Consider the following 11,715-nt stretch of genomic DNA (forward strand, 5'->3'; position numbering starts at 1 on the left):
CGTCAGCTCAGAGGAAGTCATCGGGGTGCAGCTGACGCACGCCGCGGTTGTGCACGATGAACTGCGCGCGCACAGGGACGGCGAGCATGCCGGACTCCTCCATGACCGCTCGCGCCCACTTGCGGTCCTCCGCGCTCACCGCGCTGGAGCCGAGGCGCTCCCAGGCGAGCACGATGGCCTGATTGCCCGTCGCCTCCCGGAGCAGCTCGGCACGGTGCACGAGCACGCGAGCATGACGGGCTTCGCCGAGGCCCTCGACGTCGAGGACCTCGTCCGGGTCCTCCGGGAAATCGGCCATCGGCATGAGGGGCTGGCCGAGGCATCCGCGCTCGTCGATGAACAGGAACCAGAGCTGTCGCCTGTTCGCACGTTCCAGCAGCAGCTCCAGCACGTCGCGCAGGTCGTCGTCGCGATCGAGAACACGGTCTTTCAGGGCGGGGGTCGTATCTGTCATGCCCCCGATGATGCCCCTGTCCGCGAAGTCGCTCCCGCGGAATTCCGCGGGCTGTGCACAAGTGGCTCGCACCGCCGAGCCTGTGCAGGGGGAGTCTCTCCGTCCGGCATCCGGATATCCCCCCGCGAGATTCTCCCGCCGTTCACCATCCGGTCACCTTCGCGGGTTACAACTGCTCTTGCGCGGAAGAACTCAGACCGGATCGGGTAGTCAGAAGTTTCCGCGCCCCGTGAGCCGCTCAGGCTCCGATCGCGGTTCCCACACCGCGAGACCCCCGCCGAATCGGGTCGGCGGGGGTCTTCTCGTTTCGAATCGCGCATTTGGTTGCATCCGGCGGCCGGATGCAACCAAATGCGCGATCTCAGCGCCTGGGCTGTGGACAAGTCGCTCTCAGCACGAGCGGAATCTGCCAACCTGTGCCGATGGGAAGAAGAGAAGAGCTGCCCGCGGACCTGGGAGACGAAGGATTCGCCGTGCGCCTCGCGCGGCTGCACGGTGTCGGACGCATGCGCCTGCGCGGCCGGGATCTGTCGAGGCCGTTCCACGGCCTGCGGCAGAGAGCACAGGCCGATCCCATCCCCACCAGCGACGATCCCTACGAGCAGCAGCGCCTGTCCAGAGTCGCGAGGGCCCGTGAGTACGCGCCGATCCTCCACACCGGTCACGTCTTCAGTCATGAGACCGCCGCGTCGATCTGGGGAGCTCCTCTCCCGCTCGCCTTCACACCGGAAGGTGCCATCGCGGACGCTTCGCAGCTTGACCTGCATGTGTGCGCCATCGGGCACATCCCCTTCCCCCGTGCGGCGGGAGTCCTCGGTCACCGCACCCTCCTGAGCATGACCGCGACGACCGAGCACGACGGACTGCGCGTCACCTCCCCGGCCGCAACCTGGGTGTCGCTGGGCGCGCTGCCGCTGACCGACCTCATCGTGCTGGGCGATTTCTTCTGCCGTCGCTGGCGGTCCGGCTATGGACGACGGGACATCGGTCGGCCGCCGCTCACGACGGTCGACGAGCTCCGAGCCCTGCTGGAGACAGGGCGCCGGCGCGGGGCCGCCCGATTGCGGACCGCGCTGAGCGCCATCCGCGAGGACTCCTGGTCACCGCGGGAGACCGCAGTGAGACTCGTCCTGGTCTCCGCCGGCCTGCCCGAACCGGAGCTCAACGTGGACGTCTTCGACGACCACGGCCGATTCCTGGGATGCGTCGACATGGCCTATCCCGACCGTCGGGTGATCGTCGAGTACCACGGGATGCTGCACGGCGAGCGCTGGGCGGCGGACGTCGAGAGGATCGCCGCGCTCCGGGCCGCCGGCTGGACGGTGATCGAGGTGACAGCTCCGCTGCTGAGACGCCCCGACGAGCTCGTCGCACGGGTGTCGGCAGCGCTCGGGCTGTGAATCGAATCGCGCATCTGGCTGCTTCTGGGGACCAGATGCAACCAGATGCGCGATTCGAACGGGAGAGGTCAGTGCCCGCTCAGGGTCCAGAGCCGGGCATAGGCGCCGCCGGCGGAGAGCAGCTCGGCGTGCGTGCCCTGCTCGACGATGCGCCCGGCATCCATCACGATGATCCGATCGGCGCTGCGGGCCTGTTCGAGACGGTGCGCGATCGTCACCGCGGTCCGACCGCGGGCGAGGGACAGCGCCGCACGATCGAGCAGATCGCCGTCGAGGCTCCCCGCCTCCGATGCCGCCTCGTCCAGCACGAGCACCCTCGGGTCGAACAGCGCGACCCTCGCGAGCGCGAGCTGCTGGCGCTGGACGTCCGTCAGCGCCACCCCTCCTGCGCCGATCGTCGCAGCGATTCCGTCCTCCAGTCGCGACACCCACCCCTCGGCCCCCACCCCGGCGAGCGCCGCCCGCAGCTGCTCGTCCGTCGCCGCGGGGTCGGCGAGCCGGAGGTCCTCGGCGAGGGTCCCCGCGAAGACATGGTTCTCCTGCGTGACGAGGGCGACGCGCGGATCGGCCGACCCGCGCAGCTCGACGTTCCCCTCCTGGACGGCCAACCGCCCGCACAGCAGCGACGCGAGCGTCGACTTGCCCGCTCCGCTGGCTCCGACGACGGCGAGATGCTCCCCCGGCGCCACGCGAAGGGTCACATCCGCCAGGACCGGGACGTCTCCGTACGCATAGGAGACGCCCTCGACCACGATCTCGACGGGAGCCTCGTCCTCCACACCGACCGGATCCGCAGCAGGATCGGCGGCCTCGGCCGGCTCGTCGAGCACACCGACGAGCCGGGACAGGCTCGCCGAGGCGCGCTGCAGATCGTCGAAGCCGTCCAGCACCTGCCCCATCGGCCCGAACAGATTGAGGAACATCAGCGCCGCGGCGGTGGCGGCGCCGACGGTGGCCTCGCCGCCACCCACGAGCAGGAACCCGACGACGAGCACCGCGGCGACGCCGACGAGCTCTGCGGTGTTCAGCCACCGGGAGAACCGGGTCCCGAGACCCACCGCCTTCATCCCAAGGCTGGCGGCCTCCTTCGCCGCGGCATCCACCTGCACCTCGACCCGCCCGGTGATGCCGAAGGCGGTGAGCGTCTCCTGCGCGTCGAGGCCCTCGAGCATCCGCTGCGACCGCTCGCCGGCGGCGGCACGGGAGGCGCGGTACACCGGCATGGAGCGACGCAGATGACTCCGCAGCGCGAGCCATTGCACGGGAACGGCGAGACATGCCGCGAGCGTCAGCCGGAGATCGATCGCACCGAGCCCGACGGCCGCCGCGGCGATCGCGAAGGACGCGCCGGCGACGCGCGGCACGACGGCCGACACCGTCTCGCCGACCACGGCGACGTCGCCGGAGACGCGGGCGACGAGCTCGCCGCGCCCCGCGGCCTCGACCCTGCGCTCCGGCAGGCGCAGGACATGGGCGACGATCTGCTCGCGCAGCGCCGCAAGGATCCGTTCGCCGACCCGCGCGACGGCGACATGCGAAGCGGCCGCCAGCGCCGCCTGCACCACGACCGCCGCGAGCAGGAGGACCAGGAGCATCCGGACCCCGGCTCCGTCCCTCGCGACCGCGGCGTCGATCATGCCGCCCAGGACGAGCGGCGAAGCGACCCCGGCCGCGGCCCCCAGGGCGAGGACGAGCACGGCGAGCGCAAAGCCGCCGCGATGCCTGCCGATCAGGCTGCCCAGCATCCGGACCGTGCGGCGGCCGTCCGCCGTCTGCAGAGGAGTCGTCATGCGATCACCGCCTCGACGTCATCGAGGGAGGGGTCCAGGACGATCACCCGATCGCAGGCCGCGAGCAGCGTCCTGCTCCGCGTCAGCAGGATCGTCGTCCTGCCGCGGCGGCGCTCCCGGATGCCGGCCGCGACCCGCACCTCCGTCGCCGCGTCGATCGCCGTGGTCGGCTCCCGCAGCACGAGCACCCTCGCGTCGGAGGCGAGCGCACGGGCGAGAGCCACGCGCTGGCGCTGCCCTCCGGACAGCAGTCGCCCCCGCTCGCCGACGGGACGGTCCCATCCGCCGACGGCGAGCACGTCGACGAGGGCCGCCGCCGTGGCGATGTCCTCCCGATCGCGCACGCCGACGTTGTCGGCGACGGAGCCGGTGAGCAGGGTCGCCTGGTGCGGAGCGGAGATCACCCCGGCCCCACCGGCGAGCGGCGGCCGGACGAGAGGCTCCCCGTCGATGAGCACCGTGACGGCATCCGGCGTCCTCGAACCCGCGAACAGCTCGCTCAGCGCGATCGCCCGCTCCTCGCTCGCTGCGATGCCGACGAGCTCGCCCGGTTCGATCTCCAGCACCGCTCCGGCTGTTCCTCCGACGGGCAGTCCTTCGATCCGCACGCGTCCATGCGGCGCCGCCACCGGATCGCGCGGCCCGTCCGCCACGGGCCCCGCGAGCTCCAGGATGCGTCGCCGCGAGGCGCGCACCTTCGCCAGCTCGGGTCCGACGAAGGCCAGCGAGGCGAGCGGCCACTGCAGGAACTGCGCGAGGCCCACCACGGTCACGAGCTGTCCGGGGGTGATCATGCCGTCCAGGGCCGCCTGCGACGACATCCCGGCGAGCACGACGAGGAAGAGGCCGGACAGCAGCGCGGTCGCTCCCGCGAACACTCCCTCGGCGCGGGCCGTGCGCAGCGCCGCCCGCAGCGTCTCCGCGTTCGCCCGCCGGAAGCGCCGACCCGCCTCCTCCTCAGCGCTCAGGCCCTTCACGGTGCGCAGCCCGCTCAGCAGATCCTCGGCGATCGCGGAGGAGTCCGCGAGCGCGGCCTGCTCGACGCCGGCGCGCCGCTCGAGCGGTCCCGTGACGAAGTGCACCACGATGACGAGCACCGGAGCGATGACGAGCACGGCGACGCCCAGCGACACGGAGATCAGCAGGAGCCCCGCTGCCGCGACGAGGATCGCCACGGCGAAGGCCACCCCTCGCCCGAGGATCCATGCCACGGAGGCGACCTCTCCCACATCGCTCGTGAGGATCGACAGCACCTGCCCGCCGCGCCTCCTGGCATGACCGAGCGGATCGAGCACGCGCGAGAGCAGATCCCGGCGCAGCGAGTAGTCCATCTCGGTGTAGAGGCCCATCGCCGCCATCTCCCCGGCGCGCCAGGCGTTCATGAGCACGAGGAAGACGACGAGCAGCAGGCCGAGCCCCAGGACGAGACCCAGGACGTCCGACCCGACGATCGCGATGTCGATGACGATCCCCACCGTGATGGGGACCGCGGCCTCGCACGCCTGATGCAGCGAGAAGCCCAGGGAGGCGAGCGCGAGGCGGCCACGACGACCGCGGATCCAGGGGGAGACGGGGAGAGACACGAGATGGTAGCTTAGGGTCACCTAACATTGACCGCAAGACGATAGGCAGACACATCATGTCGCTCATCGGACAGGATGAGGAGCCGGACTGGCGCATCGGCACCCAGACCTTCGAGCTCGAGGACCATGTCGAGTGGGAGGCGCACGCGCACCCAGAGCTCCACGAGCTGCTGTGGGGGACCCGCGGCGCGCTCACGGCCGAGACCGACGACGGCTACTTCGCGATCCCCGGGACCCTGGGGCTCTGGATCCCGGCGGGGACGACGCACCGGGTGGTCGCCGCCGCGGGCACGTCGTTCCGCTGCACGTACGTCGACATCACGGCGACGACGACAGGACGCACCACCGCGGTCGCCATGCCGGAGGTCCTCCGAGCCGTGCTCGACCGGCTCGAGGCCCCGCCCTACCTGCGCCCTGAGCCCCGGATGCACGCCGAGGAGCTCGCCCTCAGTCTGCTGGAGCCCGTCGAATCGGCCACCGTAGACCTGCCCCTCCCCCAGGACGGCCGCACACGCCGGATCGCGGAGGCGCTCCTCGCCGACCCCGCCGACGACAGCTCGATCGAGGAGTGGGGGCGCCGCGTCGGCGCGAGCGGGCGCAATCTCTCCCGCCTCTTCACCGCCGAGACGGGGATGAGCTTCTCCACCTGGCGGACGAGGGCGAGGATGCGGCGCGCCATCGAGTGGCTGGCCGCCGATCACACCGTCTCGAGCGTGAGCCGCCGGTCCGGATACGCGACGCCCAGCGCCTTCGTGCAGGCCTTCCGCCGCGAGCTGGGCAGGACTCCCGGCGAGTTCGCCTCCACGCACAGCCGGATGGAGCGGGATTCGGCCTGAGCGCGACATGGTTCGTCCGGATCGCGATATCCGGACGTCTCATAATAGGTAAGCCATGCCTAATCTCGGCTCTCGGCACCTCCCGACCCCCTTCCCGGAAGGCATCCCCTTGCGCTCCACACCCGTCGCCCTCGCGGCCCTCCTCGCGTCCGTCGTCCTCCTCACCTCCTGCGCCGGCTCCCCGGACGCGGACGCCGGGACGGCATCCGACACCATCGCGATGACCACCCCGGCAGGCGCCGACATCGAGATCCCCGCCGAGCCGAAGGCGGCCCTGGGCTTCTACACGACCGATCTCGACATCCTCATCACCCTCGGCTTCGACCTCGCAGGCTCGCAGCCGATCCGCGACGACTTCACCGCCTTCCCGGACTTCTTCCCCCAGGAGGAGCTCGAGGGGCTGGAGACCTTCGGCAACTACCCGGAGTTCAACCTCGAGGCCGTCCTCGACGCGGAACCGGACTTCATCCTCAACGGCCTCGGATACGAGAAGGACCTCGACGGGCAGCTGCAGAAGATCGCACCGACCTACACCTACAACGCCTTCGACGGCGGGGACTGGCGCGACGTCGTCGCCCAGGCCGCGAAGGATCTCGGCCGCGAGGAGCAGTGGCAGGCCTGGGTCGACCAGTACGAGGCCCGCATCGCCGACATCCGCGCGCGTCTGGACGCGGCGGACGTCCACCCTGTCGTCGCGGACATCGGCTACTGGGACGGCCAGGTGCAGACCTCCTGCTACGGCGTGCCCTGCCTGGTCTTCGCCGACCTCGGCCTGGAGATCGCCCCGCAGATGAACGCCACCGAGGAAGGTCTGCCGGCCAGCGAGGAGTACACCTCGCTGAGCCCGGAGCAGGTCGGCCAGCTGGAGGGCATCGACGTCGTCTTCACGAGCGCGGAGGAGGACGGCACGGTGTGGGTCGAGGAGGACGAGGCGCTGCAGCAGAACGAGCTCTGGCAGGGCCTCTCGTTCGTCCAGAACGGCGAGTACTACGGATACAACTACGAGATGTCCTACGGCTCGCCCAGCGGCCAGGACGCCTTCCTCACTGTCGTCGAGAAGGCGCTGCTCGGATGACCGTCAACCTCGTCCACCGCGTCGTCGCCCAGCGCGTCGAGCGCCTCAGCCCCGGCATGGTCCGCGTCATCTTCGGCGGCGAGGGGCTGGCGGGCTTCGTCTCGACCGGCGTCGGCGACGAGTACTTCCGGGTCTTCTTCCCACAGGAAGGGCAGACCGAGCCGAACCTGCCGTTCCCGACCGAGGACGGCTACTGGGACTATCCGGAGGACGTCGAGCCCGCGCCGATGCGCACCTACACGGTGCGCGGTTGGGATGCCGCAGCACAGGAGCTGTCGATCGACTTCGTCGTGCACGACGGAGGCGTCGCGGCGGCCTGGGCACTGCGCGCGCAGCCGGGCGACGTGGTCGGCGTCAACACCCCGAAAGGGCTGTACGCCCCGGAGGACGGCATCGAGTGGCAGCTCCTGATCGCGGACGCGACCGGACTGCCGGCCGCCGCCCGCCTCGCCGAGACCGCCCCCGCCGGGGTGCGGACCCGGGTGGTCGTCGAGGTGGCCTCGCCGGACGACGAGCTGGAGATCTCCCCCGCCCCCGGCGTCGAACTGCACTGGGTGCACGGCGGCAACGGTCACGGCCCGACCCGCATCGAGGAGATCCTGCGCGCCTCCGAGCTGCCGTCCGGGCCCGGCTACGTCTGGGTCGCCGGGGAGACGAAGGCCACCCGCGGCGTGCGCAAGCACCTCCGCCACGAGCTCAAGCTGCCCGCAAGCGGCTACAAGGTGGTCGGCTACTGGACCGAGAACGCCGAGGCCTGGCGGGAGAGGTACGACTCTCTCGACGAGGACACCCGTGCCCGCCTGATCGCGATGTGGGACGACGGCTCCCGCGCCGAGGAGGACATCGAGGACGAGTACGAGGCGGAGCTGGAGAAGCTCGGTCTGTGACCGGCATCCCCGCATGACCGCCGTTCTCATGGAGGAGCCCGCCGTCCGGGACACGGCCGCGCGCCGCGGCCTGATCGTCGTCGCCCTCGCCGCAGCCCTCGTCATCGCGTGCGTCGCGAGCCTCGTGTTCGGCTCGCAGCGGATCACCCCCGCCGAGGTGTGGCAGGGGCTCGTGACCGGGGTGGGTGAACCCGGCTCGATCGTGCGGGGGATGCGCATCCCCCGCACGATCGTCGGCCTCGCCGTCGGCGCGGCCCTGGGCATCGCCGGCGCCCTCATCCAGGGCTTCACCCGCAACCCCCTGGCCGACCCGGGCATCCTGGGCGTCAACGCCGGAGCCAGCCTCGGCGTCGTCATCGGCGTCGCCTTCCTCGGCGTGCAGGCGGCCAGCGGCTACATCTGGTTCTCCTTCGCCGGCGCGATCACCGCGACCGTGCTGGTCTACCTGATCGGATCCGCAGGCCGCACGGCGCCGGATCCGATGCGGATGACCCTGTCCGGAGTCGCCCTCGGCGCCGTGATGGGCGGTGTCGTCGCCGCGATCGGATTGCTCAACCCGAGGATCTTCGACGCGATGCGGACGTGGAACGCGGGCTCGCTGACCTCTCTCACCCCGGACGTCTACACCGTCCTGCCGTTCCTCATCGCCGGTCTCCTGCTCGCCTTCGCCCTCGCACCGTCCCTGAACGCGCTCGCGCTCGGCGACGACCTGGCGACCGCGCTCGGGTCGCGCGTCGTCCTGACCCGCGTCCTCTCCATCGTGGCCGTCACGCTGCTGTGCGGAGCGGCGACCGCAGCCGCAGGCCCGATCGCCTTCGTCGGGCTCATGGTGCCGCACGCGGTGCGCTGGTTCGTCGGGCCCCACCAGGGCTGGATCCTCCTCGGAACGCTGTTCGCCGCACCTCTGCTGCTGCTCACCTCGGATGTCGTCGGACGTCTCGTGCTGCGCAGCGGCGAGCTGCCGGTGTCGATCGTCACCGCGCTGGTCGGCGCCCCCGTGCTCATCCTGCTCGTGCGCCGGCGGAAGGCGAGCGGACTGTGACGGCCCTGCTGCCCGAGGTCGACGCCGGACGCCGGATCCTCGCTCCCCGGCATGCGCTGTTCTCCCGCCGCATCGGCGTCCGCGCGACGATCGTGACGCTGGCCGCCGCCGTCCTCGCGGCGTCGATCGGCGTCATCGCGCTCACGCTCGGAGACGCGTACTTCTCGCCGGGCGAGGTCGTGATGGCCCTCCTCGGCCTCGGCGAGCCGAAGGCGCAGCTGGTCATCCTGGACTGGCGCCTTCCGCGCGTGCTCGCCGCGCTCGTGTTCGGCGCGGCCCTGGGCATGGGGGGAGCGGTCTTCCAGTCCCTCACCCGCAACCCGCTCGGCAGCCCCGACGTGATCGGCTTCGACGCCGGCGCGTACACCGGGGCGCTCCTGGTCATCACGACGTTCGGGGCCAGCACGGCGTCCACGGCGCTCGCGGCGCTCGCGGGCGGCGCGGCCACGGCCGTGCTCGTGTACCTCCTCGCATTCCGGAAGGGCTTCCAGGGATTCCGGCTCATCATCGTCGGCATCGGCGTGGCCTCGATGCTGGCGTCGGTGAACACCTGGATCATTCTGAACGCCGACCTCAACATCGCGCTCCTCGCGAGCGCGTGGGGCGCGGGCTCCCTCAACCTCATCACCATCGAGCAGGTCGCCGTCGCCGGCGCGATCATCCTGCCGCTGAGCGTCGCGATCGCCGCGCTCGCGGACCGGATGCACCTGCTCGAGCTCGGCGACGACACCGCATCCGCCCTCGGGGTCCGCACGGGAGGCGTGCGCCTGACGCTCGTCGTCCTCGGCGTCGGGCTGACCGCCGCGGTCACCGCGATGGCGGGGCCGATCGCGTTCATCGCACTCGCCGCCCCGCAGATCGCCCGGCGGCTGACGGGATCGGCGGGCGTCACGATCACCGCCTCCGCCGCCATGGGCGCCCTGCTGCTCGTCTCCAGCGACCTGGTCGCCCAGCGACTGTTCGCCCCCACCCAGATCCCGGTCGGCATCGTCACGGTCTGCCTCGGCGGCGTGTACCTGGTCTGGCTGCTCATCCAGGAAGCGAGAAGGCGTTGACCTCTTCCGACCCCACGACCGCACGGCCGTCTCCTCCACGGCTGCATGCCGAGGACGTCACGATCGGCTACGACGGGCGCGTCGTGTCCGAGCATCTGGACGTCGAGATCCCCGCCGGCTCCTTCACCGTGATCGTCGGGCCCAACGCGTGCGGCAAGTCCACGCTGCTGCGGGCCTTCGCACGCCTGCTCCGGCCGAAGGAGGGGCGGATGCTGCTCGACGGCCGCGCGATCACCGAAATGCCGACCAAGAGGCTCGCGCAGGAGCTCGGCCTGCTGCCGCAGACCTCGATCGCGCCCGACGGCATCCGGGTCTCCGATCTCGTCGCCCGCGGACGGCATCCGCACCAGACGATCCTGCGGCAGTGGTCGCGCGACGACCAGCTCGCCGTGGCGCACGCGCTCGAGTCCACCGGCACCACGGAGCTGGCCGGACGCCTCGTCGACGAGCTGTCCGGCGGGCAGCGCCAGCGGGTGTGGGTGGCGATGCTGCTCGCGCAGGAGTCTCCGACGATGCTCCTGGACGAGCCGACGACCTTCCTCGACATCGCGCACCAGTACGACCTGCTGAAGCTGTTCCGCCGGCTGCACGGCGAAGGCAGGACGATCGTCGCCGTGCTGCACGATCTGAACCAGGCCGCGCGCTTCGCCGATCACATGGTGATGATGCGCGGCGGACGGATCGTGGCGACCGGCAGTCCCTCGGAGATCGTCACGGCCGAACGGGTCGAGGAGGTCTTCGGCCTGCCGTGCTCGGTGATCCCCGACCCGCACACCGGAACGCCGCTCGTCGTTCCGGTGTAAGCCCTCGTTCGAATCGCGCAAATGGTTGCATCTCCGGCTCCGATGGAACCAATTGCGCGATTCGAACCCGGCGAACCTACACTCGGAGACGCCACAAGCATCCGAGAATCCGAGGACCCACCATGTCCGGCCAGCCCATCACCGTCTCCATCCGCCGCGAAGTCGATCCCGCGCGCATCCCCGAGGCGACCGCCTGGGTGCAGACCGGCGTGAACCTGGCGAACAGGTATCCGGGATTCCTCGGCTCGGGCTGGATCCGCGCCGGGGAGAGCTCGCACGTGTGGCACATGCTCTACCGGTTCGCGAGCGCCGAGACCCTGGACGCCTGGGAGAACTCGTCGGAGCGCGGGTGGTGGCTGTCGATGGGCGAGGGCTTCGTCCGCAGCGAGCGCTCCCATCGCCGCACCGGCATCGAGGGGTGGTTCGGCGAGCCGGCCACGGGCGCGGTCCCGGTCGTCGCGGAAGACGCTCCCCCGCCGACGCCCGCCCGCTGGAAGCAGGCCGTGACGATCTAGCTGGGCTTCTTCCCCGTCAACCTCGTCTTCACCTGGCTCATGACGCCCGTTCCGGGCTGGGGCGAGCTTCCCGTCTGGCTGCGCGTGCTCGCCACGACGCTCGTGCTCACCCCGGTGATGACCTACTGGGTGCTGCCGTGGGTCACGCGGATGCTGCGCCGCTGGCTCGCGCGCTGACCGCACGCACCTCGGCTGTCATTCCGGCCTCCGGCCCCGGGTCTTCAGGTCGCACCTTCCGCGCCTCCGCTGCGGCATCCGAGTTCCGGATGCCGCAG

The 11,715-nt window shown here is 71.1% G+C and carries 12 protein-coding genes; 9 read left to right on the forward strand and 3 right to left on the reverse strand.

Annotated features, from left to right (window positions below; translation table 11 throughout):
• Positions 1–7: 7 nt before the first annotated feature.
• A complete protein-coding gene (locus ACYVGQ_RS01785) occupies positions 8–454 on the reverse strand; it encodes a hypothetical protein (protein WP_460782785.1) in 447 nt (148 codons plus the stop codon).
• A 422-nt stretch (positions 455–876) separates the two neighbouring features.
• On the opposite strand from ACYVGQ_RS01785, the gene ACYVGQ_RS01790 reads away from it, so the two are divergent.
• Positions 877–1,854: a DUF559 domain-containing protein gene (locus ACYVGQ_RS01790; RefSeq protein WP_460782786.1), complete on the forward strand. Its 978-nt coding sequence runs from the start codon at positions 877–879 to the stop codon at positions 1,852–1,854.
• Between the two features lie 68 nt (positions 1,855–1,922).
• Here the strand turns inward: ACYVGQ_RS01790 and ACYVGQ_RS01795 are convergent, their stop codons facing one another.
• Positions 1,923–3,644: an ABC transporter ATP-binding protein gene (locus ACYVGQ_RS01795; RefSeq protein ID WP_460782787.1), complete on the reverse strand. Its 1,722-nt coding sequence runs from the start codon at positions 3,642–3,644 to the stop codon at positions 1,923–1,925.
• Positions 3,641–5,227, reverse strand: coding sequence for an ABC transporter transmembrane domain-containing protein (locus ACYVGQ_RS01800; protein ID WP_460782789.1), 1,587 nt, complete (start codon positions 5,225–5,227; stop codon positions 3,641–3,643). Before ACYVGQ_RS01800 ends, ACYVGQ_RS01795 begins: the two co-directional genes overlap by 4 nt.
• A 56-nt stretch (positions 5,228–5,283) precedes the next feature.
• Between ACYVGQ_RS01800 and ACYVGQ_RS01805 the strand changes: the two genes are divergently transcribed.
• The 8 genes from ACYVGQ_RS01805 (at position 5,284) to ACYVGQ_RS01840 (ending at position 11,617) form a co-directional block, all read left to right on the forward strand.
• Positions 5,284–6,063: a helix-turn-helix domain-containing protein gene (locus ACYVGQ_RS01805; RefSeq protein ID WP_460782790.1), complete on the forward strand. Its 780-nt coding sequence runs from the start codon at positions 5,284–5,286 to the stop codon at positions 6,061–6,063.
• A 109-nt stretch (positions 6,064–6,172) separates the two neighbouring features.
• Positions 6,173–7,138, forward strand: coding sequence for an ABC transporter substrate-binding protein (locus tag ACYVGQ_RS01810; RefSeq protein ID WP_460782791.1), 966 nt, complete (start codon positions 6,173–6,175; stop codon positions 7,136–7,138).
• Positions 7,135–8,025, forward strand: a complete 891-nt coding sequence (locus ACYVGQ_RS01815; RefSeq protein ID WP_460782792.1) for a siderophore-interacting protein — start codon at positions 7,135–7,137, stop codon at positions 8,023–8,025. Before ACYVGQ_RS01810 ends, ACYVGQ_RS01815 begins: the two co-directional genes overlap by 4 nt.
• A gap of 13 nt (positions 8,026–8,038) precedes the next feature.
• Positions 8,039–9,067: an iron chelate uptake ABC transporter family permease subunit gene (locus ACYVGQ_RS01820; protein WP_460782793.1), complete on the forward strand. Its 1,029-nt coding sequence runs from the start codon at positions 8,039–8,041 to the stop codon at positions 9,065–9,067.
• Complete coding sequence (locus tag ACYVGQ_RS01825; RefSeq protein ID WP_460782794.1) at positions 9,064–10,122, forward strand: FecCD family ABC transporter permease; 1,059 nt, start codon at positions 9,064–9,066, stop codon at positions 10,120–10,122. The genes ACYVGQ_RS01820 and ACYVGQ_RS01825 overlap by 4 nt, the downstream gene beginning before the upstream one ends.
• A complete protein-coding gene (locus ACYVGQ_RS01830) occupies positions 10,119–10,925 on the forward strand; it encodes an ABC transporter ATP-binding protein (protein WP_460782795.1) in 807 nt (268 codons plus the stop codon). Before ACYVGQ_RS01825 ends, ACYVGQ_RS01830 begins: the two co-directional genes overlap by 4 nt.
• Before the next feature lie 122 nt (positions 10,926–11,047).
• Positions 11,048–11,440, forward strand: a complete 393-nt coding sequence (locus ACYVGQ_RS01835) for an antibiotic biosynthesis monooxygenase (protein ID WP_460782796.1) — start codon at positions 11,048–11,050, stop codon at positions 11,438–11,440.
• A gap of 39 nt (positions 11,441–11,479) precedes the next feature.
• Positions 11,480–11,617 carry a hypothetical protein gene (locus ACYVGQ_RS01840; RefSeq protein ID WP_460782797.1) on the forward strand — a complete coding sequence of 46 codons (138 nt, stop codon included), beginning with the start codon at positions 11,480–11,482 and terminating at the stop codon, positions 11,615–11,617.
• Positions 11,618–11,715: the final 98 nt, after the last annotated feature.

The organism is Microbacterium tumbae (genome assembly GCF_054780175.1).

Excerpts from the sequence above, each read along its gene's own strand:
- ACYVGQ_RS01785 (WP_460782785.1), bottom strand. The coding sequence starts at position 454 with ATGACAGATACGACCCCCGCCCTGAAAGACCGTGTTCTCGATCGCGAC.
- ACYVGQ_RS01790 (WP_460782786.1), top strand. The coding sequence starts at position 877 with ATGGGAAGAAGAGAAGAGCTGCCCGCGGACCTGGGAGACGAAGGATTC.
- ACYVGQ_RS01795 (WP_460782787.1), bottom strand. The coding sequence starts at position 3,644 with ATGACGACTCCTCTGCAGACGGCGGACGGCCGCCGCACGGTCCGGATG.
- ACYVGQ_RS01805 (WP_460782790.1), top strand. The coding sequence starts at position 5,284 with ATGTCGCTCATCGGACAGGATGAGGAGCCGGACTGGCGCATCGGCACC.
- ACYVGQ_RS01815 (WP_460782792.1), top strand. The coding sequence starts at position 7,135 with ATGACCGTCAACCTCGTCCACCGCGTCGTCGCCCAGCGCGTCGAGCGC.
- ACYVGQ_RS01820 (WP_460782793.1), top strand. The coding sequence starts at position 8,039 with ATGACCGCCGTTCTCATGGAGGAGCCCGCCGTCCGGGACACGGCCGCG.
- ACYVGQ_RS01835 (WP_460782796.1), top strand. The coding sequence starts at position 11,048 with ATGTCCGGCCAGCCCATCACCGTCTCCATCCGCCGCGAAGTCGATCCC.
- ACYVGQ_RS01840 (WP_460782797.1), top strand. The coding sequence starts at position 11,480 with ATGACGCCCGTTCCGGGCTGGGGCGAGCTTCCCGTCTGGCTGCGCGTG.